The sequence below is a fragment of the Rhodococcus sp. T9N genome (assembly GCF_024436645.1).
Lineage (GTDB): Bacteria > Actinomycetota > Actinomycetes > Mycobacteriales > Mycobacteriaceae > Rhodococcus_F > Rhodococcus_F qingshengii.
Window position 1 is genome coordinate 358,529 of sequence record NZ_JAMSKS010000003.1, and the last position, 26,946, is coordinate 385,474.

At 63.3% G+C, this 26,946-nt stretch carries 23 protein-coding genes and 1 pseudogene; 14 read left to right on the plus strand and 10 right to left on the minus strand.

Features of this window, described 5'->3' with window-relative positions:
* Nucleotides 1-8: 8 nt before the first annotated feature.
* Nucleotides 9-908 (plus strand): 16S rRNA (adenine(1518)-N(6)/adenine(1519)-N(6))-dimethyltransferase RsmA, encoded by a 900-nt coding sequence (rsmA, locus tag M1L53_RS08175; RefSeq protein WP_003946263.1) that lies wholly within the window; start codon nucleotides 9-11, stop codon nucleotides 906-908.
* Between the two features lie 58 nt (nucleotides 909-966).
* Here rsmA and M1L53_RS08180 read toward each other — a convergent pair whose 3' ends face one another.
* The 3 genes from M1L53_RS08180 to M1L53_RS08190 are packed head-to-tail and all read right to left on the minus strand — an operon-like array spanning nucleotide 967 to nucleotide 4,359.
* A complete protein-coding gene (locus M1L53_RS08180; protein WP_054188800.1) occupies nucleotides 967-3,228 on the minus strand; it encodes a cation-translocating P-type ATPase in 2,262 nt (753 codons plus the stop codon).
* A complete protein-coding gene (locus M1L53_RS08185) occupies nucleotides 3,228-4,142 on the minus strand; it encodes a hypothetical protein (RefSeq protein WP_054188799.1) in 915 nt (304 codons plus the stop codon). The genes M1L53_RS08180 and M1L53_RS08185 overlap by 1 nt, the downstream gene beginning before the upstream one ends.
* Nucleotides 4,143-4,149: 7 nt before the next feature.
* On the minus strand, nucleotides 4,150-4,359 hold the full coding sequence (locus M1L53_RS08190; RefSeq protein WP_003946267.1) for a heavy-metal-associated domain-containing protein: 210 nt from the start codon (nucleotides 4,357-4,359) through the stop codon (nucleotides 4,150-4,152).
* 314 nt (nucleotides 4,360-4,673) lie between these two features.
* Here M1L53_RS08190 and M1L53_RS08195 point away from each other — a divergent pair, with 314 nt between their 5' ends.
* The gene (locus M1L53_RS08195; protein WP_003946232.1) at nucleotides 4,674-4,877 is read left to right on the plus strand and encodes a cold-shock protein; all 204 of its coding nucleotides are present in this window, start codon (nucleotides 4,674-4,676) and stop codon (nucleotides 4,875-4,877) included.
* 96 nt (nucleotides 4,878-4,973) lie between these two features.
* On the opposite strand, the gene M1L53_RS08200 is transcribed toward M1L53_RS08195, so the two are convergent.
* Entirely contained in the window at nucleotides 4,974-5,942 is a 969-nt protein-coding gene (locus tag M1L53_RS08200) for a YafY family protein (protein WP_003946249.1), read from the minus strand.
* Nucleotides 5,943-6,038: 96 nt separating this feature from the next.
* Here M1L53_RS08200 and M1L53_RS08205 point away from each other — a divergent pair, with 96 nt between their 5' ends.
* The 4 genes from M1L53_RS08205 to M1L53_RS08220 all read left to right on the plus strand — a co-directional run bounded on the left by M1L53_RS08205 (nucleotide 6,039) and on the right by M1L53_RS08220 (nucleotide 10,673).
* Nucleotides 6,039-7,034, plus strand: a complete 996-nt coding sequence (locus M1L53_RS08205; protein ID WP_007729013.1) for an ABC transporter ATP-binding protein — start codon at nucleotides 6,039-6,041, stop codon at nucleotides 7,032-7,034.
* A gap of 37 nt (nucleotides 7,035-7,071) precedes the next feature.
* Complete coding sequence (locus M1L53_RS08210; RefSeq protein ID WP_007729012.1) at nucleotides 7,072-7,848, plus strand: ABC transporter permease; 777 nt, start codon at nucleotides 7,072-7,074, stop codon at nucleotides 7,846-7,848.
* An 81-nt stretch (nucleotides 7,849-7,929) separates the two neighbouring features.
* Complete coding sequence (locus tag M1L53_RS08215) at nucleotides 7,930-8,865, plus strand: 4-(cytidine 5'-diphospho)-2-C-methyl-D-erythritol kinase (protein ID WP_042921272.1); 936 nt, start codon at nucleotides 7,930-7,932, stop codon at nucleotides 8,863-8,865.
* Complete coding sequence (locus M1L53_RS08220; protein ID WP_003946255.1) at nucleotides 8,865-10,673, plus strand: ABC-F family ATP-binding cassette domain-containing protein; 1,809 nt, start codon at nucleotides 8,865-8,867, stop codon at nucleotides 10,671-10,673. Before M1L53_RS08215 ends, M1L53_RS08220 begins: the two co-directional genes overlap by 1 nt.
* On the opposite strand, the gene M1L53_RS08225 is transcribed toward M1L53_RS08220, so the two are convergent.
* Entirely contained in the window at nucleotides 10,670-11,089 is a 420-nt protein-coding gene (locus M1L53_RS08225; RefSeq protein WP_080726600.1) for a TetR/AcrR family transcriptional regulator, read from the minus strand. The genes M1L53_RS08220 and M1L53_RS08225 overlap by 4 nt on opposite strands.
* A gap of 218 nt (nucleotides 11,090-11,307) precedes the next feature.
* On the opposite strand from M1L53_RS08225, the gene M1L53_RS08230 reads away from it, so the two are divergent.
* Complete coding sequence (locus tag M1L53_RS08230; RefSeq protein ID WP_054188798.1) at nucleotides 11,308-12,546, plus strand: HNH endonuclease signature motif containing protein; 1,239 nt, start codon at nucleotides 11,308-11,310, stop codon at nucleotides 12,544-12,546.
* 80 nt (nucleotides 12,547-12,626) lie between these two features.
* Here the strand turns inward: M1L53_RS08230 and M1L53_RS08235 are convergent, their stop codons facing one another.
* Nucleotides 12,627-14,117 (minus strand): acetyl-CoA acetyltransferase, encoded by a 1,491-nt coding sequence (locus M1L53_RS08235; RefSeq protein WP_050654510.1) that lies wholly within the window; start codon nucleotides 14,115-14,117, stop codon nucleotides 12,627-12,629.
* Nucleotides 14,118-14,256: 139 nt separating this feature from the next.
* Here M1L53_RS08235 and M1L53_RS08240 point away from each other — a divergent pair, with 139 nt between their 5' ends.
* Nucleotides 14,257-15,081: an AraC family transcriptional regulator gene (locus M1L53_RS08240; RefSeq protein WP_003946247.1), complete on the plus strand. Its 825-nt coding sequence runs from the start codon at nucleotides 14,257-14,259 to the stop codon at nucleotides 15,079-15,081.
* Nucleotides 15,082-15,124: 43 nt separating this feature from the next.
* Here the strand turns inward: M1L53_RS08240 and M1L53_RS08245 are convergent, their stop codons facing one another.
* Nucleotides 15,125-16,882, minus strand: a complete 1,758-nt coding sequence (locus tag M1L53_RS08245) for an ABC transporter ATP-binding protein (protein ID WP_054188797.1) — start codon at nucleotides 16,880-16,882, stop codon at nucleotides 15,125-15,127.
* A complete protein-coding gene (locus M1L53_RS08250; RefSeq protein ID WP_232319113.1) occupies nucleotides 16,879-18,537 on the minus strand; it encodes an ABC transporter ATP-binding protein in 1,659 nt (552 codons plus the stop codon). The genes M1L53_RS08245 and M1L53_RS08250 overlap by 4 nt, the downstream gene beginning before the upstream one ends.
* A 257-nt stretch (nucleotides 18,538-18,794) precedes the next feature.
* Between M1L53_RS08250 and M1L53_RS08255 the strand changes: the two genes are divergently transcribed.
* The 5 genes and pseudogenes from M1L53_RS08255 (at nucleotide 18,795) to M1L53_RS08275 (ending at nucleotide 23,763) form a co-directional block, all read left to right on the plus strand.
* Complete coding sequence (locus M1L53_RS08255) at nucleotides 18,795-19,682, plus strand: siderophore-interacting protein (RefSeq protein ID WP_232319112.1); 888 nt, start codon at nucleotides 18,795-18,797, stop codon at nucleotides 19,680-19,682.
* A complete protein-coding gene (locus tag M1L53_RS08260) occupies nucleotides 19,679-20,806 on the plus strand; it encodes a Fe(3+)-siderophore ABC transporter permease (RefSeq protein WP_003946222.1) in 1,128 nt (375 codons plus the stop codon). Before M1L53_RS08255 ends, M1L53_RS08260 begins: the two co-directional genes overlap by 4 nt.
* The gene (fepG, locus tag M1L53_RS08265) at nucleotides 20,803-21,852 is read left to right on the plus strand and encodes an iron-enterobactin ABC transporter permease (protein ID WP_003946259.1); all 1,050 of its coding nucleotides are present in this window, start codon (nucleotides 20,803-20,805) and stop codon (nucleotides 21,850-21,852) included. Before M1L53_RS08260 ends, fepG begins: the two co-directional genes overlap by 4 nt.
* Before the next feature lie 50 nt (nucleotides 21,853-21,902).
* Nucleotides 21,903-22,726, plus strand: a pseudogene (locus M1L53_RS08270) (ABC transporter ATP-binding protein).
* Nucleotides 22,723-23,763, plus strand: coding sequence for an ABC transporter substrate-binding protein (locus M1L53_RS08275; protein WP_050654511.1), 1,041 nt, complete (start codon nucleotides 22,723-22,725; stop codon nucleotides 23,761-23,763). Before M1L53_RS08270 ends, M1L53_RS08275 begins: the two are co-directional and overlap by 4 nt.
* 1 nt (nucleotide 23,764) lies before the next feature.
* Here the strand turns inward: M1L53_RS08275 and M1L53_RS08280 are convergent, their stop codons facing one another.
* The gene (locus tag M1L53_RS08280) at nucleotides 23,765-24,739 is read right to left on the minus strand and encodes an ABC transporter substrate-binding protein (protein ID WP_054188794.1); all 975 of its coding nucleotides are present in this window, start codon (nucleotides 24,737-24,739) and stop codon (nucleotides 23,765-23,767) included.
* A 71-nt stretch (nucleotides 24,740-24,810) separates the two neighbouring features.
* Nucleotides 24,811-25,449 carry a TetR/AcrR family transcriptional regulator gene (locus tag M1L53_RS08285; RefSeq protein WP_030536301.1) on the minus strand — a complete coding sequence of 213 codons (639 nt, stop codon included), beginning with the start codon at nucleotides 25,447-25,449 and terminating at the stop codon, nucleotides 24,811-24,813.
* A gap of 84 nt (nucleotides 25,450-25,533) precedes the next feature.
* Here M1L53_RS08285 and M1L53_RS08290 point away from each other — a divergent pair, with 84 nt between their 5' ends.
* Nucleotides 25,534-26,916: an MFS transporter gene (locus tag M1L53_RS08290; RefSeq protein ID WP_054188953.1), complete on the plus strand. Its 1,383-nt coding sequence runs from the start codon at nucleotides 25,534-25,536 to the stop codon at nucleotides 26,914-26,916.
* Nucleotides 26,917-26,946 lie beyond the last annotated feature (30 nt).

Consider the following 26,946-nt stretch of genomic DNA (forward strand, 5'->3'; position numbering starts at 1 on the left):
TTCTACTGGTGTCAGACGCCGAACAATCGAACGAACCCATCGCTACTCCGCGCGGGCAGGCAGCCCTGCTCGGTCCGGTCGAGGTGCGCGCTCTTGCCGAGGAATTCGGTGTCCGGCCCACGAAACAGTTGGGGCAGAACTTCGTTCACGACGCCAATACCGTGAGGCGCATCGTCACCACGGCAGGCGTGACACGTGACGACGTCGTTCTCGAGGTAGGGCCTGGTCTCGGTTCGCTGACGATGGCGCTGATGGACGTGGTCGATCGGGTCATCGCGGTCGAGATCGATCCCAACCTCGCGGCTCGCCTGCCGAAGACGGTGGCCGAGCGAGCGCCGGAACTGGCCGATCGCCTGACCGTCGTCGAAGCCGACGCGATGCGTGTGCTGCCTTCGCAGATTCCCGGCGAGCCGACCGCGCTTGTCGCGAACCTGCCGTACAACGTCGCGGTGCCGGTGCTGTTGCACCTGTTCGCGTCGCTTCCGAGTCTGCGGACCGCACTCGTGATGGTGCAAGCCGAGGTTGCCGATCGCCTGGCGGCTGATCCGGGAAGCAAGATCTACGGCGTTCCCAGCGTCAAGGCCAACTTCTTCGGCGAGGTTCGCCGCGCCGGTGCCGTCGGACGCAACGTGTTCTGGCCGGTGCCGAAGGTCGAATCAGGACTGGTTCGTATCGATCGGTACGCGGAGCCGCCGTGGCCGATGGACGAGAAGCACCGCAAGCAGGTTTTTGCGGCGATCGACGCCGCGTTCGCACAGCGCCGCAAGACTTTGCGTGCCGCTCTCAGCGGTTGGGCAGGTTCGCCTGCCGAGGCCGAACGACGGCTCCTCGCTGCCGGCATCGAGCCACAGACGCGTGGTGAGATGCTCGACGCAGCAGCCTTCGTTCGGCTTGCTGGAGGCGAATAGCCCCGTGCGCGGTTAAGGAGTGCAGGGACTCCCTAACCGCGCACAGGGGCTTGCCCCCTTATTTGAACCGCCGCAACCTCAGGCTGTTGCTCACCACGAACACACTGCTGAATGCCATTGCGGCACCGGCGAGCATCGGGTTGAGCAGGCCGGCCGCAGCCAGCGGGATCGCAGCCGTGTTGTAGGCGAATGCCCAGAACAGGTTGCCCTTGATGGTCTTGAGCGTCTTGCGGGACAGTCGAATTGCATCGGCCGCCGACCGCAGGTCACCTCGCACCAGAGTGATGTCGCTGGCCTCGATCGCAACGTCGGTACCCGTGCCCATCGCCAGGCCGAGATCGGCCTGAGCCAGGGCTGCCGCGTCGTTCACGCCGTCGCCGACCATGGCCACGACGCGTCCTTCCGCCTGCAGTTTCTTGACGGCGTCGACCTTGTCCGCAGGCATGACCTCGGCGAAGACGGTGCTGATCCCGACCTGATCCGCGACAGTGCGAGCAACGGTGGCGTTGTCACCGGTCAGCAGAACCGGTTCGAGGCCGAGTGCTTTCAACTGCGCGATTGCTTCGGCGCTCGTGTCCTTGACCGCGTCGGCGATCACGAGGATGCCGTGCGCCTTGCCGTCCCAGCCCACCGCGATTGCGGTGCGCCCGGCCTTCTCTGCTGCAGCCTTCGCCTCGCGGAGATTTTCCGGCAACGGCATCGACCAGTCGGCGAGCAGCGCGTCTCGGCCCGCGACGACGGCGTGACCGTCGACCATTCCCTGCACGCCGCGCCCGGCGACGTTCACGAAATCCTCGACCGTAGGCAATTCGCCCACAGCTTCGGTCGCACCCTTCGCGATCGCTGCGGCGATGGGGTGCTCGGAGCGATGTTCGAGTGCGCCGGCCAGCCGAAGGACCTCGTCGACGGTTGTTCCTTCGCCCACCACGGTGTCCAGCAATGTCATCTGACCGGTGGTGACGGTTCCCGTCTTGTCGAGCACGACGGTGTCGACTGCGCGCGTCGATTCGAGCACCTCGGGTCCCTTGATGAGGATTCCCATCTGGGCTCCGCGGCCCGTGCCCACCAACAGAGCTGTGGGCGTTGCCAATCCGAGAGCACAGGGGCACGCGATGATCAGCACGGCGACCGCAGCGGTGAACGCCATCTCGATGGGGTTGCCGGTACCGAGCCAGTAGCCCAGTGTCGCAACGGCAATCGCGATGACGACCGGCACGAAGATACCGGCGATCCGATCGGCGAGGCGCTGAACTTCGGCCTTGCCGTTCTGTGCGTCTTCGACCAGTGCCGCCATCTGGGCGAGTTGGGTGTCGCTCCCGACCCGGGTGGCCTCGACGGTCAAGGTTCCACCGACGTTAACGGTGGCGCCGACGACAGTGTCCCCGACACCGACTTCCTCCGGCACGGATTCGCCGGTCAACATGCTCATGTCGACGGCTGAGCGGCCCTCGGTGATGATGCCGTCGGTGGCGATCTTCTCGCCGGGCCGGACGATGAAGGAGTCGCCCGCTGCCAGTTCTTCGGCGGGGATTCGTACTTCGACGCCGTTGCGCAATACCGCGACGTCTTTCGCACCGAGTTCCATGAGTGCGCGTAGTGCGGCGCCGGACGTGCGCTTGGACTTGTGCTCGAAGTAGCGTCCGGCCAGCACGAACGTGATGACGCCCGCGGCAACTTCGAGGTAGATGTTGGCGCTGCCGTCCATCCGGTCGACCGTCAGCCGGAAGGCGTGCTTCATACCGGCTTCGCCCGCAGTGCCGAAGAACAGTGCGTAGAGCGACCAGACGAAGGCCGAGATGGTGCCCAGCGAGATGAGCGTGTCCATCGTGGCCGCGCCGTGACGCAGGTTCACCCAGGCAGCCCGGTGGAAGGGGAGGGCCGCCCACACGATGACCGGTGCGGCCAGTGTGAGGGAGAGCCATTGCCAGTTGTCGAACTGCAGCGCAGGAATCATCGCCATAGCGATGACCGGCACGGAGAGAAGAGTCGAGATGATCAGGCGGGTACGGAGCTCGCGCAGATCACGATCCTGCGGGGTTTCCGCATCCGGGTCGACGGTGTCCGCCGCGCTGGGCGGCTTGGGGAGCGCGGCGGAATAACCGGCGTTCTCGACGGCAGTGACCAGATCTTCGACGGGTACCCCGTCCGGGAAGGTGACCTTGGCCTTCTCCGTCGCGTAGTTGACGGTGGCTGTGACGCCGTCGATCTTGTTGAGCTTCTTCTCGATTCGTGACGCGCAGGAGGCGCAGGTCATCCCGGTGATCGCGAGTTCGACGCTGCTCGAGTTGGCAGCATTGTCGACCGCAGTCGGTGACGTCATCAGTGCCCTCCCTCGTGATTGTCTGGAACTGAAGCTGTGGAAATGCCTGCATCAACAGTGAATTCGGCGGTCCGAACCACGCCCTCGTGCTGGAAGTCGAGGAACAGCCGGTATGTGCCTTCGCTCGGTGCCTGTGCGTGGAAGGAAATGTCCGGACCAGGAGCTGTGACGCCGTCGCCTGGCTCGCCTTCGGGGTGCACGTGCAGGTAGGCGAGGTCGCCGGTGCGCAGGGCAACGAGGTGACCGAAGGCACCGAGGTACGGATCGAGATCGGTGACCGGGGCTCCGTCGCGAGCAACGCTCAGCGTGATCGGGCCGCCGGCAGTGGTCAGATCACCGTCGAGAGTCACGGTGTATCCGTCGACGGTTGCGGTCGCGCTCTTCGCAGGTAGCGGCGCAGGAGTGAATTCGCCTGCCACGTCGAAGTTTCGGCCGAGTGTCAGTTGGGTGCCGTCGGTGGGATCGAAGTCCGCGAAGACTCGGTAGGTGCCGGCGGCGGGCCAGGCCCAGTCGATCGACCAGGTGCCGTCTGCAGCGAGGGACGGATGTACGTGGCGGAATTCGCTGGTGTCGTTTCGGACGACAATGAGGTGGAGTTTCTTCTCGTGCAGGAGGTCGAAATCGACGACGGGCGTGTTGGTGTCGTCGAGAATCCGGAAGGTCAAGGTTCCCGGCTCCCCAGCTCGACCGGGTGCGGTCACATCGGTGAGTGTGTATCCGCCGGAGGAGACTTCGAGACCTGCAGGTGTTGCCGAATCCATGCCTGGCATCGATTCGGTGGTTGATTCGTGGGTGCTGTGCTGGGTGGTGGACATGTCTATCGGGCTTCCGATTGCGGCCCCCACGCCGAGGGCGGCGCCGAAGACGGCGACCAGCCCTACGGCGTAGGCGGCAAGTGTTGTCGAGGTGCGCACGGCTGACTCAGCTTGGTACGACTGCGTAGCCGGCTTCGTCGACTGCTGCGACGACGTCGGCTGCGGAGACGGGAGCATCGCTGGTGACAACGACGCGTCCGCTCGCCAGTTCGACATCCACCGCGGTTACTCCCGCGATGTTGCCGATCTCTTCCTTGACGGATCCGACGCAGTGTCCGCAGGTCATTCCGGAAACGGTGTATTCGGCGGTGGTCATCGCAGATCCCTTCGGTTGTGGAAAGCTTATTTTACGGATACCCGGTGTAGGTATCGCTCTGCAATCGAAGGTACCCCCAGGGGGTATGCCTGTCAACGGGCTGGGCAGTGATGAAGGCCTCAAGGAAGACAACACGGCGGATGTGTGGTCTACTTGTGTTGGTCGTAAGTGTTTGTGTTTGTGTTTCCACGCTCGCAAATGGTTAGGTTGCGAGCGTTTGGACATCCTCCACGGATTTGTCTCAGAACGGTCGTAGTAAGTGACCCGGGCGGTCGAAGCGACTGCCTGTTGACACTGTGTTAGAGGAGATTTACATGGCAGAGGGCATCGTGAAGTGGTTCAACTCCGAGAAGGGGTTCGGCTTCATCGCTCCCGAAGACGGCAGTGCTGACGTCTTCGTTCACTACTCCGAGATCCAGAGTGGCGGCTTCCGCACTCTCGAGGAGAACCAGCGCGTGGCGTTCGAGATCGGTCAGGGCAACAAGGGCCCGCAGGCCACCGGCGTTACCATCGTCTAAGACGTCCATGTGAGTCGGGCAACCGACGCATGACGTACTGATAAGACCCCAACTCTTCGGAGTTGGGGTCTTGTTGTATTTGGGTGAAAAACGCTGTCATGCATCGAGATACCGCTGAGTGGCGACTGCCGTTTCCGCCGCGATCGTGCGGCATTCCTCGCGGAGTTCAGGTGGATTCACAACGGTGAAATCGACGTCGAAAGCTCTGAGCCAGTGTGCGATCGATCGCAGAGAAGTGCCCGAAAGCACTATGACGCAACGCCCTTCGTCGGTGGACTCCACCGATCCCCACTGTTCGTTGACCATGGGTGCTATCTGCTCGATGGGTGCATGCAGTAGAACTGTTGCGCGCGTGGAGGAATAGGCCCGAGCGACACCGCGGGACACGAAGTCTGCTGCACCACCGGCGGGTAGTTCCCGCGGCACGAATCGTGGGCCGGTGGGGATCTTGGGTTCCATCCGGTCGACGCGGAACGACCGCCAGTCTTCGCGAGACAGATCCCAAGCCACCAGATACCACCGAACACCCGACCGCACGAGCCTGTACGGTTCCACCTCGCGTCGGCTCTGGGTGCCGTCGTGAGTGCTGTAGTCGAATCTCAATCGCTCGTGGTTGTGGCATACGGATGCGATGGCGGACAGTACCGACGCATCGACTGCGCTCGCGGCGGGCTCGCGTGGCACGACGTCGATCGACAGCGACTCCAGACGGTGTCGCAGCCTCGACGGCATGATCTGCCGCAGCTTCGCCAGCGCGCGCATCGAGGCCTCGCCGATGCCGACCACCGAGCCGGTCGCTCCGGACTGCAGTGAAAGTGCCACCGCGAGCACTTCTTCGTCATCGAGCTGTAGCGGGGGCATCTCCGCGCCCGCTCCCAGGCGATATCCGCCACCGACTCCGACTGTCGCGTCGACCGGGTAGCCGAGATCGCGGAGGCGGTCCACGTCACGTCTGACTGTGCGCGGGGTGATCGCGAGTTTGTCTGCGAGTTCGGCACCGGACCAGTCTCGACGCGTCTGGAGCAGTGACAGCAACCGCAGTAGGCGAGCCGATGTCTCCTTCATGGCCAGAAGTCTGCCAAACATTTAGGACCCAATGCGTCCTCAATTGAATTTAGGTTGGTCCACATCCGATCAGTCGAGAAGAAATTGGGGCACATCATGAGTCGCATCAACGACGGCAGACCGATGATCGAGACGAAGGCGCTCACCAAGCACTTCGCCCAGGGCAAGAAGCTCGTGGAAGCAGTCAAGGGAGTCACTCTCGACGTAGCGGAGGGCGAGTTGGTTGCCTTGCTTGGGCCGAACGGTGCCGGAAAATCGACGACGTTGCGCATGCTGACCACCTTGCTCGAGCCCACTTCCGGTACTGCGCGGATCGCGGGATTCGACATCGCTGCGGCACGAAACGAGGTGCGATCGAGCCTCGGATACGTCGGACAGGGGAACGGAGCCGGCCACAACCAGCGGGTTCGCGACGAGTTGGTGACGCAGGGGTTGTGCTACGGAATGCCCAAGGGCGACTCGCAGGTCCGGGCCGACGAATTGCTGCGTGATCTCGAACTCACCGAGTTGGGTACTCGAAAGGTCAGTACGCTGTCCGGCGGGCAGCGACGGCGGCTCGATATCGCTCTGGGCCTGGTCCATCGCCCACCGCTCCTGTTCCTCGACGAGCCGACCACGGGCATGGACCCGCAGAGTCGGGCCAACCTCTGGGACCACATCCTCCGGCTGCGGCGCGAGATGGGCACCACGATCGTGCTGACCACGCACTACCTCGAAGAAGCGGATTCGATGGCGGAGCGGGTCATCGTCATCGACGAGGGCACTGTCATCGCGGACAACACCGCTGCCGCACTCAAAGCGGATCTCGCGGGGGATCATCTTCTGCTCACCTTCGACAGTGCCGAAGCGGCCGCCGTCGCAGCGTCGGTGGCCGAGCAACTTGTCACTGTGCGTGACGTCACGGTCGAGGCAAACTCGGTGAGTATCCGTGCCGGCGAGGGTGATTCGACGCTCCCGGTATTGCTGCGTGAAGCCGATACCCGCGGCGCCCGCGCAGTTACTGCCGACATCACCAGGCCGACTCTCGACGACGTTTTCCTCACTCTCACCGGCCGCAGCCTGCGCGAGAGCGCCGCCGCGGTCGCTTCCTAGAACTACGACGAAGAACTACGACGAACAGGAACCCGCCATGACAATCACACTCGATACCCCACGTAGCGCGCACGGCAACATCGTTCGAGACAGCGCGATCGTGATGGGTCGTGAACTGCGACCGATGTTGCGTGACCCGGTCAGCGTCATCTTCAGCCTCATCCAGCCGCTGATCCTGTTGGCGTTGTTCGGGCCTCTGCTCAAAGGGGTTCCGGGTACCGGTGACGGCGTATGGAATTGGTTCATTCCCGGTGTGTTGGTGATGATCGCGATCTTCGGAACGACGATGACCGGGTCCAACCTCCTGATGGAGATGCAGCAGGGATCGCACGAGCGAATGTTGGTGACTCCGCTCCGACGCTCGTCCTTGTTGATCGGGCGAGCGTGCAAGGAGATGGTTCCGCTTGCCGCGCAGGCGATTCTGATCATTCTGGTCGCACTTCCGCTCGGATTGGACGTCAATGCAGCGGGAGCCGCGCTCGGGATAGTCCTGCTGGGAGTGTTCGGCGTCGGACTCGGTGCGCTCTCGTACGCTCTCGCTCTGGCTGTGCGGGAGCAGGATTGGATGTTCTGGGTCGTTCAGCAGACGCTGATGTTCCCGCTCCTGATCCTGTCGGGAACCATGCTTCCACTCGAGGACGCACCAGGTTGGATGAAGGTCCTCGTGAACATCAATCCGCTCGGCTACGTCGTAGACGCCGAGCGGGCACTCTTTGCCGGAGACTTCGCGTCGAGCAGCGTTCTGGCAGGAATCGTCGCCGCCTTGGGCGTGGCGGTGGTCGGTCTGGGCGTAGGTGTGCGCGCGGTGAAATAGCGTGGGTGTGCTGGCTGTCGGACGGGCTGCTGCGGTCGCAGGTTTTCGCCCAGGTGTTCGCAGCGCCTATTGTTGTTCCTTGTGCTCTCCGTCGTTCCACGCCCCGTAGTCGTCCGGGCCCCGTCCAAGGTGAATCTCCACCTTGCCGTCGGGGACCTGCGAGACGACGGCTATCACGAGCTGACGACGGTTTTTCAGGCATTGTCGCTGGCAGACACCCTCACGGTGGCGCCTGCGGACACCTTGACCGTGCGGGTGATCGGCGACGACGCCGCGGCCGTGCCGACCGATCGCACCAACCTCGTGTGGCGTGCCGCCGAGATGCTCGCCGTCGAGGGTGGCGTGGCCCCGAACGTCGAGATAGTCATCGAGAAAGGCATCCCCGTCGCAGGCGGAATGGCCGGCGGGAGTGCCGACGCAGCCGCCGCTTTGGTTGCGCTCAACGCTTTGTGGAAGCTCGACTTCTCGCGGCCTGATCTCGACGCTTTTGCGGCACGCCTCGGGAGTGACGTTCCGTTCTCACTGCACGGTGGCACTGCCCTCGGAACCGGCCGCGGCGAACAACTTGTCCCCGTCTTGACCCGCCACACTTTTCACTGGGTGTTGGCGCTGGCCAAGGGCGGCTTGAGCACACCGGTCGTGTTCCGCGAGCTGGACAAGCTGCGGGCAGAGGGCTCCCCGAAACGGGTGGGGAGCGCCGATGCGTTGATCCAGGCACTGACCACGGGTGACGCTCATCTGCTTGCGTCGCTGCTCGGCAACGATCTGCAGGCGGCGGCACTCTCACTCAACCCGGATCTACGACGGACGCTTCGAGCGGGCGTCGAAGCCGGAGCTTTGGCCGGCATCGTCTCCGGCTCCGGACCGACATGCGCCTTTCTCTGCGCCGACGCACAGTCCGCGGTGGAAGTGAGCGCAGAACTTGCGGGAGCGGGGGTGTGCCGCACCGTTCGCGTGGCGAGCGGACCCGTTCCCGGAGCACGAATACTCGACAATGCGGCAAAGGGACAGCACTGATGGCGAATCTGATCAATCTGGAAAACGTGTCGAAGTCTTTCGGCGTCAAGCCGTTGCTCGACGGGGTCTCCCTGGGCGTCGAGGAGGGCGAGCGCATCGGCGTCGTCGGTCTCAACGGTGGCGGTAAGACGACCATGCTCGAAGTCCTCGCGGGTGTGGAGCAGCCGGATTCGGGACGCGTCAGCCGCGTCGGCGGATTGCGTATGGCCGTCGTGACGCAGCGCGGTGTGCTGCCTCCCGGCTCCACTGTCGGTGAAGTGGTCCTGGGGCCGCTCGGAGTGGCGCAACACGAATGGGCCGGCGACGCGCGCATCCGTTCGGTGCTCTCGGGTATCGGCATCGACAACTTGGGCGCCGGTGGCGAGCGGTCCGCATTGGACGCCAAGGTCGACGGCCTGTCCGGCGGTGAGCGTCGCCGCGTGGCTCTCGCTGCGGCTCTGGTTCAGGACCTCGACCTGCTGGTGCTCGACGAGCCCACCAACCACCTCGACGTCGAAGGTGTTCAGTGGTTGGCCGAGCACCTCGTCTCGCGTCGCAGCGCGCTTGTCGTCGTGACCCACGATCGCTGGTTCCTCGACACCGTCGCCACCCGCACCTGGGAGGTTGTCGGCGGCGGCGTCGAAAGCTACGAGGGTGGCTACAACGACTGGGTGTTCGCTCGCGCCGAGCGCTCGCGTCAGGCTGACGCTTCCGAAGAGCGTCGACGCAACCTTGCACGCAAGGAACTCGCATGGCTGCGCCGCGGTGCGCCGGCCCGTACGTCCAAGCCGAAGTACCGCATCGAGGCCGCAGAGGCCCTGATCGCCGACGTTCCGGCACCTCGTGACGCGGTCGCTCTTGCGTCGTTCGCGCAGCGTCGGCTCGGCAAGGTTGTCATCGAACTCGAAGACGCGCGTCTGGAGACTCCGGACGGTCGTGTACTCGTCGAGGATCTGACCTGGCGTCTCGCTCCAGGTGAGCGTGTAGGCCTGGTCGGTGTCAACGGCTCGGGCAAGACGACTCTGCTGCGGACTCTGGCCGGCGAACTCGAGCCTGCCGCCGGAAAGCGCATTCAGGGGCAGACCGTCCACATCGGTTGGCTCAAGCAGGAACTCGACGATCTACCGACCGACATGCGCGTACTTGACGCGGTCAAGGATGTAGCCGAGCGAATCACGCTGGGAGACAAGGAAGTATCGGCGGGTCAGCTGGCTGAGCGGTTGGGCTTCACACCGGCGCGTCAGCGCACCCCAGTCGGTGATCTCTCCGGTGGTGAGCGCCGACGTCTGCAGTTGACGCGTGTCCTCATGGCCGAGCCCAACGTCCTGCTTCTCGACGAGCCGACCAACGATCTCGACATCGACACGCTTCAGCAACTCGAAGATCTGCTCGACGGCTGGGCGGGCACCATGGTGGTCATCTCGCACGACCGGTACCTGATCGAGCGCATCTGTGACACCACCTGGGCGCTCTTCGGTGACCGCAAGCTCACCAACCTGCCCGGTGGTATCGAGGACTACCTGCGTCGGCGCGCAGCAATGGGGGATGGCGACAACCCGTCGGTGGCCTCGACGGCGAGTGGTGCGTCGAAGAGCAAGCAGGTCCGTGACGGCGCCGCGGATCGCGCTGCACGCAAGGAACTTTCGAAGCTCGAGCGGTCCATTGCGAAGTTCGACGACCGAGAGAAGAAGCTGCACGCTTCCCTCGCCGACGCGGCCACCGACCCGGACAAGCTGCAGAAACTCGGCGCAGAACTCAAGCAGGTCATCGCCGACAAGGAAGCCGCCGAAGAGCAGTGGATGGAGCTCTTCGCCGAGCTGGACGGCTAGGGGAACTTCGCTGCGAACCTCTTGAAGATTCGCTCTGGATCCAGGGTTTCCGGAGCATGCCTGCGCAGCAGTGCGTCCAGAACGAGCCCGTCCAGTGCTGCGACCAATTCCGCTGCATCGGACGAGGTCATGCCGCGTTCGATCAAGATGTCGACAAACCGATCCCGACCACGCACCAGTTCCACTGCGAGGTCGGGATCGTGGAATGCCGCGATGATCAGTTCGTAGCGAGCACGAGTGCGACCGGACTCCGGCCCCAGCCACCGGGCCACCTGTTGCTTCGGCGTCTCGCCCGGGCGAGGAAGATCGCCGTCCAGAAGATGCCGCACCACCTCGACTATCAGTCCACGTTGGTTTGCGAAGTAGTGCCGTGCGCTGCCGTGTGGCACGCCCGCCTCGTCTTCGACGCCTCTCATCGACCAGGCTCGAAACCCAACCCGGCCCGTCTTTTTCGACATCCTGCTCGTGCTGTGCGTTGTTGCGATTGTGTGTTTCGCGGGATACATCCTCTATCGCGTCGTCTTTGACGGCTAGCTGAATGGTGATGTACTTCAACAGGTCTCGAGTCTTCATGTTCCCGAAGTTGTCCGTTTTGTCTCTGGTTATCGAAAGTATGTTCGATTAAACTCTGAGCATGGACAGTCGGGAAGCATGGCAACTGGATAGCGAGGACCTCAAGAGCGAGGTTCTCGATCTGGTGCGCGCCCGACACGAGTTGCAGTCGCGGATGGTGTTGCTGATCGTGGAGATGTTTTCCCGGGAGACTGTGGTCGGGAAGGGTTTTCGGGCGATCGCACAGTGGTTGCATGGTTCGACGAATCTGGAGATCGGTGAGTGCAGCCTGTTGGTCAGTCTGGCGCGGTTGCTTCTGCTCGAGCCTGTTGTGGGCGATGCGTTTCATCGTGGTGACGTGGATGCGTTGAAAGCCCGTCAGGTGGCGTCGTTCTGTCAGCATCCGCCCAAGAACATGACGCCGGCGGACGTGGACAAGGCCCGCGGGATCCTGTTGGGTTTGGCGTCGCAGAACATTGCCGATTGTGATGCGGTGCGGGCGGCGATCCGGCGGATCGAGAAGCAGTACGGAAAACGCGAAGACGGCGTCCCGGTCGGCGAGGATTCCGAACGTAACGAGTTCTACGCCTCGAAAGGCTTGTACGGGCGGGTCACTGTGAAGGGTGACTTGGATGCGATCAACGGGGCCCGTCTGATCACGTTGCTGTCGAGCCTGTCTGCGCCGACGCCGGAGAAAGACGGCGTCAAGGACACCCGTACGCCGGCGCTGCGGCGCGCGGACGGGTTCTGCGAACTACTGCGCCGGTACGAGCGGGCGGGGCTGGGTCCGATCGAGGGCGGAGTGAAACCGCACATCACAGTCACCGCCAGTGCAAAAGACATGACCGACCTCAAAGCCTTGAAGGATCTACTGCCGTCGACTCAGGAACTGGGTTTCGCGTGGGCGGATTGGGTGGGCCCGATCAGCATCGACACCGCCCGGATGTTGGCGTGCGACTGCACAGTCACCCGGATCCTCCTGGATGAGAGTGGTGTTCCGCTCGACTGCGGTAAGGAAGCGAGAACGGCGACCGTTCCGCAGCGGCGGGCTCTTGCGGTTCGGGATGGTGGGTGTGCGTTTCCGGGGTGCGGGACTCCGTCGGGGTGGTGCGATGCCCATCATATTGTTCACTGGAACGATGGTGGCCCAACAGATCTCGACAACCTGATCTTGTTGTGCGGTCATCACCACCGGACGATGCACCACACGGAATGGCGGGTGGAGATCGGACCGGATGGGAAGACGGTGTTCTATCCACCGATGTCTGTTGATCCGTATCAGCAGCCGATCGGCGGGAGCAGCCCACCCACCGCGGCGTGAATCGCGACAACTGAAGACGTGAGCACCGGGGCATCACCATGCCCCGGTGCTGACGGCTGTCTACTGTCAGAACGCTACTGTCAGAACGTGAGCGTGAGTCGCCCGTTCTCGTCGCTGATGTGAACAGTTCGCCCGATCGACGGAGGGTTGTCACCGCGAAGCTGGGTCAGTTCGGAGGCATTCTCGGGACCGGTGTGACCGGCGACGCGGCGGCCGTCCGGCGTTGCCGCGATCACGAACCCGATCTCAGGCTCCCCGGTGCGACCGTATTCGACAGAGGTAGTGACAATTTCTGCAGTGCCCTGGTAATCGGTGATCAGTTCCGGAGCCTCCGGGGTCAAAGCGCGTGCGTCGGGATCACCGACGTACCCGTCGGCATGAGCGGCGGACGACAGCAGTACGCAGTGCTGGTAGGTGAGGAATCCACCGTTGCCGTGGACGAGGGCAAGGTTCGCGCCGTCGCGAATTCGCCTGGTGACTTCAGCGACGGAATGCAGGGTGTAGCTGTTGAGCGGTCCGCCGAAGAACGAGTGTCCTCCGGTGACGCTTGGGATCGCGGTATCGGGAAGTCCGAGTTCGCGGATCAACAGCTTGGGCACGATCGGGAAGCAGCTGTAGGCATCGACGATGTCGAGTGCGTCGGCGCCGACTCCGGCACCGTCGAGTGTGCGATGTACGGCGTCATGCATCGCGGCCGAGCTGTCGAAGCTGTTGCGGCTGAGTATGTCCAACGGATCACTCGCACCTGCGCCGCCCCAGAGGTACACCAGCTTGTTTTCATCGATCCCGAACTCGCGGGCCGTCGACAACGAGCAGACGACAACGGCCGCAGCCTGATTGACGAAAGGCATGGCGTTGAGCATCAGCGGGTACGGCTCGGAGACCATCCGATTGCCGGGGCCGACGGTGCCGATCTCGTCTGCCGATCGGATCTCCGACGTCCAGGAGGCGGGATTCTTCGAAGCCAGTTCCGAGAACGCGGCGTACATCCGCGCGGACCAGTCGAGCGATTCACGGGCGTCGTGGCCCTCGGCAGCACTGAAACAGTTCTCGAAGAGCGGGTAGACACGAGTCGGCACGATGAAACCGGCGCGCTGCATTTCGGGGCTTCCCAGGTCGGTCGGATCGAATCCGGGAGGCCCACCGGGCGCGGCTGTCCACCCGATCGAGTCGGGGGCGACTCCGGACTTTCGCAGCGCGGTGCTGCTGGCGTGCGATTCGCCGCCCACGAGCAGAGCAGCCGAGGATTCACCGCGAGCGATGGCCGCGCCGATCCGATCGAGGAGCGCCGCGGGCCAGTGGCCACCGATCGGCGAGGTAGAGGTGACCGTGGGGGTCGCGCCTAATCGTGAGGCAAGCAGCCCGGGGAGATCGTCGTACGACCAGCTGACTGTCTTGATCGCGAACACGGAATCGATCTGTGTTCCCAGTTCAGCGTGTCCACTGTCGTTCAACGCGCCGACGGTGGCGTCGTGAATCAGATCGAGGGGTTCGCGGTGCCCGTCGGCAGGATTCCAGCGCAGATCGCCGACGCCGACGATGACCGGGATTCGTGATGCGTCAACCATCATGTACCTCTCGTTGCCGACCCGTAGCCGGGAGTTGCAGTCACGATATCGGGGACCCTGGTATGTGTAACTCTGGGGTCACAGTCAACAATTTCCGGGTTCCTATTTAGGTATGCCTAACGAAAGTCCTATACTCGTCTTCATGACAGCTGTGGCAGAGAGAATTTCGGTGCCCGTGGGGCCGCGTTCCATCGATCACCCCTACTCGATGACAACGGTGACTCTGAAGCTCTCTCATCAGCGGCAGTGGGCCCCGCATCGTCATCCTGAACATGAGCTGATCTGGGGAAACTCCGGTGGAATGCTCACGGTTGTCGCTGACGGCATCACCTGGGAGGTTCCGCCTTCGGCCGGACTGTGGCTGCCTGCCGGGGCGTTGCATGCCGTGAAGGCAGGTCCGGGTACGGAGTTCTTCTGCACCTACTTCCGGCCCGAGGCTCACGCCGCGCCGTCGGGTGTTCCGGGCTTGTTCGGTGTCAGCGCTCTCCTGCGTGAGGTACTCCTGCACATGCATCGGCGGAACATGCCCGACGAGGCGCGCAGTCGCGCCGAGCGGGTGGCCTTCGACATGTTGCAGCCGCTCGAAGTTGCTGCGGTGGAGGTTCCGATGCCGACCGATCCGCGAGCGTTGTTCGTCGCCGAAGCATTGGTCGCCAATCCGGCAGACCAGCGGTCGCTGTCCGAATGGGCGCTGACGGCTGGCGGTAGCGTCCGTACGCTGACGCGTGTGTTCGCGCAGGGCACTGGAATGACTTTTGCGCAGTGGCGAATTCAGGTACGTGTCCGCGCAGCATTGACGTATTTAGCTGCTGGAGTGCCGGTTTCGGTTGTCAGTAGGCGGGTCGGATACGAAACTCCGAGTGCCTTTGTCGCAGTGTTCCGCCGGGTCACCGGCCGCACACCCGGCAGCATGATGAACAAGGGGAGTGTGGCGCCCGAATCGGTGCCGTACCTTCTGCACGCATGAGTTGGGTTGCACCGGGCGGAAGTGCTCGGTGCAACCGTCGCGGTCAACTCCGCGGAGCGGACCACGCTTCCCACAGCTCCGCGTACCGACCCCCGAGGTTGACCAACTCGTCGTGAGAGCCGTGCTCGACGACGCGGCCGTCGTCCATCACCAGGATCTGATCGGCGTCGACGGCCTGTGAGAGTCGGTGTGCCACTGTGACAGCAGTGCGACCTCGGGTCAGGGCGAGCGCGGCGTCGTCGAGGACCCTGGCTCCAGCGCTGCCCGCTTCGGCGGTCGCCTCGTCGAGAATCAGCAGCGGCGGATCCAGTAATTCGATTCTTGCCAACGCAAGTTGTTGGGCCTGTGTTGCGGTCAGCCGGTGTCCACCGTCTCCGACCACGGTTTCCAGTCCGTCCGGGAGAGCCCGCAGCCAATCCGACGCGCCGACGGTATCGAGCGCCGCGGTGATGTCGTTGTCGGTTGCCGACGGGTCGGCCAGCCGCAGATCCTCGGCCAACGTGCCGGCGAAGACGTGGACCTCCTGAGTCACGAGGGCCACCGCGCTCCGAGATGTCGACGGTGGCAGTTCGTTCCGGGGCACCGTCCCGATCTTCACGACGCCTTCGGTCGGTTCGTAGGTTCCCGCGATCAGCTTTGCGACTGTAGATTTTCCGGCTCCGGTAGCGCCCACCAGTGCGGTGACGGTTCCTGCCGGAATGGTGATGTCGATGTCTCGCAGAACAGGAGCGTCGCCGCTTCGGTACGAGAATGTGACGCGTTCCAAAGAAGCTGAGCTGTCGACAGGTTCCTGCGGATCGGTCGGTGCGGATGGCACGGGCGCAAGCGTGACTCCGACCAGGCGAGCCAACGCGATTGTGCCTTCCTGCAATTCGTCGAACACGCTGAGAACCGCGCCCACCGGATCGAAGAGGCGGTGGAAGAACAGGGCTGCGGCGGTGGCGGCACCGATGCTGATCTGACCGTCCTTCACCAGCCAGAAGCCGGTGATCAGCACAGCGGAGAGGCCGATGAACTCCGCGATGTTGAGCCGGCCGAAGAACCTGGTGCGTAGACGCGTGGTCAACAAGCTCAGCCGGACGGCCGTCATCGATCGAGATTCGATCTGTTCGAGATGCGGCTGGGCCAGGCGAAGCGATCCGACGGTGTCGGAGTTGCTCAGCGAGTCCAGGAGCTGTTGCGCACGTGCACCTTCTGCCTCCCGCTCCTCCCGGTAGACCGGTGCCGACCTCGAGAGGTACCAGCGCAGCGCCTGGATCTGGATGGGTGCCGCGATCACCGCGGCGACGGCGAATCTCCAATCGAGGCTACCCAATCCGATCAGGGTCAACACGATGGTCAGTGCCGCGGTGGCAAAAACCGGAAGTGCTTCGGATACGGCCCGGGTCACCAACCGCACGTCGCCGGTGATGCGGGAGACGAGATCTCCGCGCCCGGCCCGTTCGACGTCGCTCTGCGGAAGGGCGAGAACCCGGACGACGACTTCTTCGCGAAGGTCGGCGACAACGCGCTCGCCGACGCCGGCGAGTAGGTAGTTGCTCATTCCGACGAGAAGTGACGAGGCAACCGCGATGCCGACCAACGCGAGAGTCAGTGTGCCGATGCGAGAGACAGCGTCGCCGTCTGCGTCGGTCACGGCGTCGACCATGGCGCCGAGGACCAGCGGTGTGAGCAGACCGATCGCGGTCGCGGCGGTCAGGGCGACGACTGCTGCGATCGCGGAAATTCGGTGGGGTCCCATCAACCGAAGTGCCGCGCGGCGCGCTTGTTTCGGTGTTGCGGTGGGGAGTAGTTCGTTCACAGCTCGATCACCCGATCGCAGATATCGAGCAGCACTGGGCTGCTGGTCAGAAGTATTGTGGCGTGTGCCCCGCGTACCTCGGCGATCCCGCGAGCAATGCGCGCTTCGGTGACGGAGTCGACGGCAGTGGTGGGATCGTGCAGGACCAGGACGGGAGCTTCGCTCGCCAGTGCCCTCGCCAACGCGATGCGCTGACGCTGACCGCCGGACAAAGAATTCCCTTGCTCGGTGACTCGGGTTGCGAGGCCGAGCGGCAGTGCCGAGATCACTTGATCTGCCGCAGCAGCGGCGATGGCCTCGTCGTTGCGGCTGCCGATCGGTGCGACGGCGTCGATGTTGTCGCCGACTGTGCCGATGAACAGTGCCGCGTCGTGCGGTGCTGCCAGAACGTGAGTGCGAAGTTCGTCGATGTGCAGCTCGTGAATGGCGTTGTCGCCGAGATGAATTGTTCCGCTCGAAGGCTCGATTCGACGCGCCAGTGCGTCGACCAACGCATCCGCCCAGGCGGCATTCTCGGTGACGATGCCGATGATCTCGCCGCGTTTGACGTCGAGATCGACTGGTGACGCTCCGGCCAACACGACGTCGCGCAGCGTCAGGAACTCGGAGTGATTCAGGGACACAGGTTCACCCGCGGGAGTCACAGCCTCGGTGGTCCCGAGAAGTGCTGCGACGCGGTTGGCGGAAGCACGCGCCCGTGCCAGACCGGCGCCGAAGTAGATGATGTCGATCAACGGACCCCGAAGGAACTGTGCCAGACCAACCACGGCAACGAATTCACCGACCGAGATGCTCCCGGACGCTGCCATCCGTCCGCCCACGTACGCGATGACGGCGAGGAAAGCGCCGGCGATCGCAACGTTGGCGGCGGAGTACATCGCTTGGTATCTCTGTGCGCGAAGGGTTGCTCCCAACGAAGTCCGGCTGGCTCCCCGATACCGCTGCGCTGCAGCATCTCCGGCGCCGATTCCGGAGAGGATTCGGAGTCCGGAGAGTAGATCCGCGGCTAGCGCGCCGGCCTTGGCGCCCTGCCACTGATCGGTTTCGGCTCGGCGTTCGAGCGGCCGACTGACCACCTGCATGAGAGCCAGCACCGGGGGAGTGCCGAGGATGACGAGCAGGCCGAGTGGCACCGAGATCACCAGTAGCGAAATCGCGGCGGTCAGCACTCCGCAGGCGGCCGCAAGTTTGGTGCTCAGCGTGTGCGTGAATCCGGCCACCGAACCCGCGTCGGATGTTGCAATCGAGTAGACCTCGCCCGGCATACGCCGCGGCGACATGCCGTGCGGATCGAGGCCTCGGCGCGCGATGTCCATCCGCAAGCGATGTGCTCCGTGCTCGGTGACGGAATCGGAGATGCGCGCCGCGAAGCGCCAACTGAGCAACAAGCCGGTGAAGAGAATTCCGAGAACGAGGATCCACTTTCCGAGTGCGGCGGCATCGCTGGTCGCCACAGCACGGTCGATGACCGCACCGATCACCACCGGCACCAACGCTTCCGCGACCTGGTGGCCGGTGAAGCCGACGGACGCGGCCGCCAGCTTGGCTCCGCGACCTTCGGAAGCGATCGCGCGTGTGATTACCTGACGCGGCGTGATCGCCGGGCTGGTTGGGGGACCGTTTGTCTCGGCCGAAAGAAGTGGTGTCGAAGGCACTGGGTCCACGCTAGGGATCGTGGGCGGTAGTCAGAAGTCACACCGGTGCCAATACTTGTCGTGAACAGGCCATACGTATTGCGTTGGCCGAATTGCGATAGTAGTTGGCCCCGTTGCAGCGGAGAAGGCATCGACTCATCGACGACACTGCAATAAATTAAGGTCTACCTTACTTAGCGCGGGTTAACTATGTCCGGAAGTCGGATAGATCCTCGTGTTCGGGTCCGGTTCATGTTCCATCGATGTTGGAGATTGTTGTGAGTCTTGTGTTCGGCGAGGTACTTCACAAGGAGTACGTGACCCCGGGAATGGTTCGTATCGTGTTCGGTGGGGAGGAGCTGACCGCCTTCGAAACCACCGGTACCGGTGACGAATACCTGCGCCTCCACTTCCCGGTCCCGGCTACAGGCAAGTTCGTTCTACCGGCGGAAGATCCGGATGCACCGCGCGGTTGGCGATACCCGGAGGGAGAGGAACCGTCCCCGTGCCAGCCGTACACCGTGCGACGGTTCGATTCCGAAACCAGCTGCATGACGATCGACTTCGTCGTTCACGAGGGTGGTATCGCCAGCGACTGGGCACAGAAGGCCGAGATCGGTGACAAGTTGGCGATCGGCGAGTCTCGTGGCCTCTACGAGCCCCCGGCCGACGCACGCTGGCAGGTGTTCGTCGCCGACGCGACTGGACTCCCCGCACTCGGGCGCTTGATCGAACAGTTGCCCGCCGGGATGTCGGCCAAGGCGATCGTCGAGGTGGTGGACGAGTCTCACAAGCAGCAGATCACCTCGGACGCCGACGCCGAGTTCATCTGGCTGGTCGGCAGTGGCAACGGTGTTGCACCGTCGAAGTTGCCGGACGCGGTTCGCGCGATGAACCTGCCCACCGAACTCGGATACGTGTGGGTTGCAGGCGAGAGCACGATGCTCCGTGACATCCGCAAGTACCTTCGCCACGAACTGAAGTTGCCGGGTGAGCAGTACAAGGTCATCGGCTACTGGACGTACAAAGCCGAGGTGTGGAACGCGAAGTACGAGGCCCTCGACGAAAGTGTCCGCGCGGCACTCGATGCGGCCTGGGAATCGGACCGCGACGAGGAAGAGATCCGCGACGAGGTCGAGAAGACTCTAGAGAGCGCCGGCTTGTGACCGTTGGATTCGACAAGAGTGCTGTCGACAGCGGTGCGGCGGACAAGAGCGCAGTCGACAAACACACCGAAGAACTGATCGACGAGTCGCTGCACGAGAAGCAGAAGCAACCGGACGGGCTGGTATCGACCAACTCTCGTCGTATGGCGGGTCTTCTGGTGTGCCTGGTGGTGCTCGCCGCCGTGCTCCTTCTGAGTATCGCGGTGGGATCGAAGACCATTCCGTTCGGCACCGTGATCGACGCGCTGGTGAACTACGACGATTCCAATGATCACGTGATCATCCGTGACCTGCGACTACCGCGTACTCTGCTCGGTCTGATAGTCGGTATGGCACTGGGTGTGGCCGGTGGCCTCATCCAGGCGATGACACGAAATCCCTTGGCTGATCCCGGAATTCTCGGTGTCAATGCCGGCGCGGGCTTCGCGATGGTCGTTGCCGTCGCGGTCTTCGGCTTGACCAGCATCTGGTCGTACATATGGTTCGCTTTCCTCGGAGCGGTGATAGCCACGGCGATCGTCTACACGCTGGGCTCGATCGGTCGAGGTGGTGCGACGCCCATTCGGCTGACGCTTGCCGGTGTTGCCATCGGCTCCGTGCTCGGCGGTATTTCGTCCGGGATCACCTTGCTCAACCCGACCGCCTTCGACCAGATGCGCCAGTGGAATGCCGGCTCACTCAGCGGGCGTTCGTTGGAAATCGTTCTCGCCGTCGCACCGTTCATTCTCATCGGGCTCTTCCTGGCGCTCGCGTTGGCGCGCCAACTCAACGCGGTGGCCCTGGGTGACGATCTGGCACGTTCGCTCGGTGCCAACATCACTCGTACTCGCATCCTCGGTGTCATCGCGGTGACATTGCTGTGTGGCGCGGCGACAGCTGCGGCCGGGCCGATCGGATTCGTCGGATTGATGGTTCCGCACGTCGCGAGATGGTTCGTCGGACCGGATCAGCGATGGATTCTCCCGTACACGTTGGTGTGCTCGCCGATTCTTCTTCTCTTCTCCGACGTCGTCGGCCGAATCGTGCTGCGCCCGGGTGAACTTCAGGTCGGCATCGTCACGGCCTTCATCGGCGCTCCGGTGCTGATCATGCTGGTGCGTCGAAGCAAGGTGAGCGGTCTGTGAGCATCGATTTCGGGCGCGCCACCACGGTGGTGCGCTCACCCAAAGAAGGCTGGTCCGCGCGGATCGACGTCCGCACGGTCACAGTCTGCCTCGTCCTCGTTGCGCTTGCATTGGCCATCGGTGTCATCGCGCTCGGTAGTGGTGACTACCAAGTGCCGATCGGGGACGTCCTCGGTGCACTGTTCGGCGAAGCCCCCGCGCGTATCCACATGGTCGTCGTGGAATGGCGTCTGCCCCGAGTTCTGTTGGCGCTGATGCTCGGTGCGGCGCTCGGCATGAGCGGTGCGATCTTCCAATCGCTGACCAGGAACCCGTTGGGTAGCCCGGACATCATCGGCTTCAACTCCGGTGCGTACACGGGCGCTTTGGTGGTCATCCTCCTCATCGGTGGTACTTACTACGAGATCGCAGTCGGTGCTCTGGTGGGCGGAATCGCCACCGCAGCAGTTGTTTATCTCCTTGCGTACAAGCGAGGTGTGCAGGGATTCCGGTTGATCATCGTCGGTATCGCCATCAGCGCGATGTTGGGCTCGGTCAACACCTGGATGATCCTCAAGGCGAAACTTGACGACGCCATGGCTGCCGCAGTGTGGGGTGCCGGTTCGTTGAACGGACTCGGCTGGACTCAGGTGTGGCCGGTGGTCGTCGTGCTGGCCATCCTCGTTCCGCTGATCCTGGTGTTGGGCAGGCGGATGCAGATGCTCGAGATGGGCGACGACGCCGCCAAGGCGCTCGGCGTCCGGGCCGAACCCACGCGGCTATCCCTGGTTGTTCTCGGCGTCGCCCTGACGGCCATGGTGACAGCAGCGGCCGGTCCCATCGGGTTCGTCTCGCTGGCGGCTCCGCAGTTGGTGAGGCGATTGACCGGTAGTGCCGGAGTGACCCTGCTGCCGTCGGCAGCAATGGGTGGCGCGTTGCTGATGGTCAGCGACTGGGTGGCGCAGCGAGCTTTCGCGCCGACACAGTTGCCGGTCGGCGTCGTCACCGTCTCCATCGGTGGCATCTATTTCGTATGGCTTCTCGCGCGAGAGGCACGTAAGCAGTGATCGGTGAAGGAACGAGGAACAGCGTGAACGAGACAAGTACGGCCGCCGTCGTGGTCGAAAGGACGAATCGGCTTCGCGCCGAGGACGTCACGATCGGTTACGACAAGCGCGTCATCTCGGAACACCTCGACGTCGAAATCCCCGACGGTGGCTTCACCGTCATCGTCGGTCCCAATGCCTGCGGCAAGTCGACGCTTCTGCGTGCGCTGTCCCGGTTGCTCAAGCCGACCACCGGCAAGGTCCTTCTCGACGGTAAGGCGATCACGTCGTACCCGGCAAAGGAAGTTGCGAGGCGACTCGGGCTTCTGCCGCAGACGTCGATCGCGCCGGACGGAATCAAAGTCGCCGATCTGGTTGCGCGAGGGCGTTATCCGCACCAGAAGCTGATCCGCCAGTGGTCCCGAGATGACGAGGCCGCCGTCATCAAGGCGATGGAAGCAACCAAGGTCACGGATCTGTCGGCAGGCCGGTCGACGAACTGTCCGGTGGTCAGCGCCAACGTGTCTGGGTAGCTATGGTTCTCGCGCAGCAGACTCCGTTGGTGCTACTGGACGAGCCGACGACGTTCCTCGACATCGCGCACCAGATCGAGCTGCTGGAACTCTGCCGCGATCTGAACGAGAACGACGGACACACGCTGGTGGCGGTGCTTCACGATCTCAATCACGCGTGCCGCTACGGAACTCACATCATCGCGATGAAGGACGGCGCGGTGGTCGCCGAGGGCCCGCCCGCGGAGATCATCACCGAAGAACTGGTGCAGGAGGTGTTCGGCATGGCGTGCCGCATCATCGACGATCCGGTTTCCCACACACCGCTGGTCATTCCGCTGGGACGCGAGCGTCAGCGAAACATCGAAGGAGCAAAGGTATGACACTCGTCCTGGATGCGCAGGTTACCGACACGGAGTGGGCTCAGATCGTCGACCGCATTTCGCGACGCCGATTCTTCGGTGGCGCAGCTGGTGTGGCTGCAGCATTGGCGCTGAGCGCCTGCGGAAGCTCCGATGGCGAATCCGACTCTGCCAGTGACACTCTCCCGTACACGTGGGCCGAGTTCAGCGGCGACGTTCCGCGCGACCCGAAGCGTGTGGTGGTGCTCGACGGCCGCGTCGACCTCGAATTCGCGATGATGATGGACTACCCGATCGTCGGATCGGGCAACTTCTGGTTCCCCGACGCCAAGGCAGGATTCCAGTTTCCCGGCCGCACCATCGAGGACGCGAGCTTCGTCAACGTCGCCGGCGACTTCTCCACCAACTTCGAGGCTCTGCTCGCTCTCGAGCCCGATCTGATCGTCATCACTGCGATCGGATACACCAGTGACTGGTACGGCACCGAGCGCTTGTCTTCCATCGCGCCGCTGTTGGTCGTCGGCGACGACGTCGAACCGATTGCCGGGCACCCGGTCGACTGGCGAGGTGCTCTGATGGCGCAGGCGAGCCAGCTCGACCGGGTGACGATCGCCGAGGCTTCCATTGCGGAGTACGACGACAAGCTCGCGAGACTGCGACCGATGTTGCAGGAGAAGCTGGGCGGAAAGAAGATCGTGTTCGGCGTTCAGACGCCGACGGGCTTCCTTGTGCATCAGCGGAATCTGCGAATCAGTGTTGCACTCGATGCCGGCCTGGACGTGCTTTTCCGTGACGACGACAATGCAGAGAACTCGTTCGAGTTGTCGTTCGAGCAACTCGACACCTTGGCTCCGGCGGATGTGATCATCGCCCAAGCACGCGATCAGGAAGCGCTCGACGCGATCAAGTCGCAGCCGACGTGGCAGCGGTTGCCTGCAGTTCAAGCGGGCAACGTGTTGACCAGCGACGCGCGATACAACCAAGGATTTGCGCTCACCGCGGCCATCTTCCTCGACGTTCTCGAGGAAGCGGCCGGACGAATCACTACTGGGCAGTAATTCAGGCGACGTTGCGGGCCTGGTCGAGTAGTTGTGCAACCTGCTCGAACCAGGCGCCGTAATTGGCGTAGGTGTTGGGACGCTTGTCGTCGAAGTCGATCACCTGGTTCGCGGTCACCGCGGGCAGCTTGACGAACACGGGTGATGCCGCGAATGCCTCTGCCGACTTCGCGAACTGGAACACGATGTCCGCCGGATAGTCCGGTACCTGTTCCCAGCTGAGATCGGCCCAGCCCTTGTCACCTCCCGGACCGGTGAACTTCACGCCCAGTTCCTTCAGGTAACCGAACTGAGCGAGCGCCGTTGTGCCTGCGTACAACTCGGAGCTGTCACCGTTCAGGGCGAGGACTTCGATGTCTTCGACCTTGGCCGCAGCAGTTCGGATGCGCTCTGCACCGGATTCGAATGCTTCCTTGCCCTCGCGTGCTGCGGCTGTGTCGGTGTTCCCGCCGAGTGCTTCGGCGAGTGAGGCGTACTCGTTCAACACGTCCGGTGTCGAGGCTCCGGAGAACTTGACGCCGACAAACGGTGCAACATTGTTGACGGTCTTGCCCATCGGCTCGTCCCACCAAGTCCATCGTGTCGGGTCGTCGCTGTTGCCGTACCCGATGACCAGGTCTGGGTCCAGCGCCGCAAGAGCTTCCGCGCTGAGTTCACCTTCACGGCCGACGACGGTCATCGTCGACTCGTCAGCGCGATCGGTGACGTCTGGATTGCCGACGCCGTAACCGAAGATGCCGACCGGCCGAATGCCGTAGTCCCACAGAGCCGCAGCGGAGTACGCGTCGACGACGATCCGCTCCGGGGCGTGGTCGAGGGTGATCGTGTTTCCGTATCCCGTTGTGTAACTCCAGGACTGGTCGGCAGACCTGGTCTCGGTAGAGGGCGCTGCGTCGCTACTTCCGCAACCGGCGAGTAGGAGCGTGGCGACGGCGGGTAGAGCGGCGAAGCCGGCGAGCCGGCGATTGATTTTCATGAGAACCTTCCGAACATGGCGAACTAAGCTAGGTAAGCCTAACCTGACATGTCATTCGGGTGTTCTCGGGGTCAGTTGCCCTGCCACATCTGAAGCCATTCGCTCCAGGACGGGGGAGTGATCGTTGGTCGGGGTGTTCCGCCACGAAGTCCGTCGAGCATGAAGTCGAGATAGCGCGTGTGTATTTCGGTGGCTCGATCACCCTCGATCGGCAGAGTCGGCCGCAGATGCACTGTCATGAGCATGACGTCCGCAGCAGTGAAGTCGGGCGGGACTTCGCGAGCGTCGATGCAGACGTCGACCATCGATTGCAGTGCGGCCTCCAATTCTTCGGCGGCACGAGTGACTTCGGCGTGTTCAGGTAACTTGCCGCCGAGGACCGGAATGAGCGGTCCCACTGATTCGGTGAGATATCGCGAGAAGAACGTCTTCAATACGGCTTCATCGGTTTTCGCGGTGCTCATGCACTCTCGGGCGAGTGTGGCGAGGTGGTCGATCGCCCAGACGCGCAGGGATTGCGCCAGTTCCTCCTTGCCTCGGTATCGGCGATAGATGCTGCCTACTCCCACTCCGGCCCGGGTGGCAATTGCCGATACCGGTGCATTCCAACCCTGTTCGGCAAAAATCTCGCGCGCTGCTCGCAGTACGGTGACGTCGTTGTCTGCGGCTTCTCGGGCGCGTCCGGGGAGGCTCGCATTCTCTTTCGCCATTCCCACAGGCTAGCAATGCATGGTTTACTCAATCGGAACGGAGTGTTCCGTTCCGATTCGATTCATGATTGGAGGAAGGTGTCGATGACAACCTTGGCGGAGGCGCCCACGCGATCCGGGAGCCGGGTGATCGCCGCGCTTGCGGGGGCGGTACTCGTCTACTCGCTCATGCAGACCATGCTGGTACCGGCGTTGCCGGTGTTGGGTGAGCATTTCGACACGTCCGTGGCGGTGACCGGCTGGATCCTGACGGCGTACCTGTTGGCGGCCGCGGTGATGGCTCCGATAGTCGGCGCGATGGGTGACCGATTCGGCGACAAGCGAGTCCTGGTGATCGTCCTGATCATCTTCGCTCTCGCGACATTTGCCGCGGCAGCCGCCCCGAATATCGGGGTGCTGCTTGTCGTTCGAGCTGTCCAGGGAGTGAGCATGGCGAGCTTCCCGCTTGCGATGGCAGTACTGCGGAGAACGGTAGTAGGTCCCGAGTTGTCTTCAGGGATAGGTTGGCTCGCTGGGACTTTGGGAATCGGTGCCGGAAGTGCACTGGTGATCGGCGGTGTCATCCTCGAGTATCTCAGTTGGCAGTGGTTGTTCGTGATCACCGGGATCTTGATCGTGCTCGCATTGGTCGCAGTGGTGGCCGTGGTTCCGGGCTCGCATCGCCGCCCGGGTATGCCGACGGACTGGGCCGGTGCCGGCGCTCTGGCGTTCGGATTGGTGAGCCTGCTCTTGGCGATCACGAAAGCCTCCGACTGGGGAGTTTTGTCGCTCGGATTCTGGGGTCTGGTGGTAGTCGCGTTCGTTTCGTTCGCGACACTGATTGCCGTCGATTCCCGCCACGACGCGCCGATCGTCGACATGCGAGTTTTTCGGGACAAGCCGATGATGATCACCAGCGCACTCACCCTGGTGTTCGGGTTCGTGCCGTACATTTTCTATATCTGTCTGCCGCGGATCCTCCAGGCGCCGGAAACGTCCACGTATGGAAGCGGATTCACCGTTGTGCAGACCGGCTTGGCGCTCTTGCCCGCCGCTGTCCTCGTCTTTCTCGGTGGCCGCTTGACGCCGGCTCTCGCGCGGCGATTCGGGCCGCGGGTGCCCGCTGTCATAGCGCTGGCCCTCATGGCGGCGGGCGCAGTCGGACTCGCGATCTGGCCGAGTTCGGTGGTTGCGATCGTGGCGTTCTTTTCCCTCGTCGGATTGGGGAACGGCGTGGGGTTCGCGGTCTGTGCTCTGTTGGTTGCCTCGATCGTCCCGCCATCGGAAATGGCAGCAGCCAGTGGAGTCAACAGTGTGATCAGAACCGTCGGTTCGGCGGTGGGCGCCCCGGTGACCACAGCGGTCCTGGCGATCGGCATTTCCGGCGACTCGTTCGCGCTGGCGTTCGTGATGGGTGCCGCCATCAGTGTTGTCGCCTGTCTGCCGGCGATTGCACTTCCAGCGACGAGGACTGCACAAAAGGCGTGACTTATTGTAGGCTCCCCTAATCGAGACAGT

Excerpts from the sequence above, each read along its gene's own strand:
- M1L53_RS08240 (WP_003946247.1), top strand. The coding sequence starts at position 14,257 with ATGACAGCTGTGGCAGAGAGAATTTCGGTGCCCGTGGGGCCGCGTTCC.
- M1L53_RS08195 (WP_003946232.1), top strand. The coding sequence starts at position 4,674 with ATGGCAGAGGGCATCGTGAAGTGGTTCAACTCCGAGAAGGGGTTCGGC.
- M1L53_RS08230 (WP_054188798.1), top strand. The coding sequence starts at position 11,308 with ATGGACAGTCGGGAAGCATGGCAACTGGATAGCGAGGACCTCAAGAGC.
- M1L53_RS08210 (WP_007729012.1), top strand. The coding sequence starts at position 7,072 with ATGACAATCACACTCGATACCCCACGTAGCGCGCACGGCAACATCGTT.
- M1L53_RS08225 (WP_080726600.1), bottom strand. The coding sequence starts at position 11,089 with ATGAGAGGCGTCGAAGACGAGGCGGGCGTGCCACACGGCAGCGCACGG.
- M1L53_RS08235 (WP_050654510.1), bottom strand. The coding sequence starts at position 14,117 with ATGATGGTTGACGCATCACGAATCCCGGTCATCGTCGGCGTCGGCGAT.
- M1L53_RS08180 (WP_054188800.1), bottom strand. The coding sequence starts at position 3,228 with ATGACGTCACCGACTGCGGTCGACAATGCTGCCAACTCGAGCAGCGTC.
- M1L53_RS08190 (WP_003946267.1), bottom strand. The coding sequence starts at position 4,359 with ATGACCACCGCCGAATACACCGTTTCCGGAATGACCTGCGGACACTGC.
- M1L53_RS08200 (WP_003946249.1), bottom strand. The coding sequence starts at position 5,942 with ATGAAGGAGACATCGGCTCGCCTACTGCGGTTGCTGTCACTGCTCCAG.
- M1L53_RS08275 (WP_050654511.1), top strand. The coding sequence starts at position 22,723 with ATGACACTCGTCCTGGATGCGCAGGTTACCGACACGGAGTGGGCTCAG.
- M1L53_RS08280 (WP_054188794.1), bottom strand. The coding sequence starts at position 24,739 with ATGAAAATCAATCGCCGGCTCGCCGGCTTCGCCGCTCTACCCGCCGTC.
- M1L53_RS08290 (WP_054188953.1), top strand. The coding sequence starts at position 25,534 with ATGACAACCTTGGCGGAGGCGCCCACGCGATCCGGGAGCCGGGTGATC.
- M1L53_RS08285 (WP_030536301.1), bottom strand. The coding sequence starts at position 25,449 with ATGGCGAAAGAGAATGCGAGCCTCCCCGGACGCGCCCGAGAAGCCGCA.
- M1L53_RS08220 (WP_003946255.1), top strand. The coding sequence starts at position 8,865 with ATGGCGAATCTGATCAATCTGGAAAACGTGTCGAAGTCTTTCGGCGTC.
- M1L53_RS08205 (WP_007729013.1), top strand. The coding sequence starts at position 6,039 with ATGAGTCGCATCAACGACGGCAGACCGATGATCGAGACGAAGGCGCTC.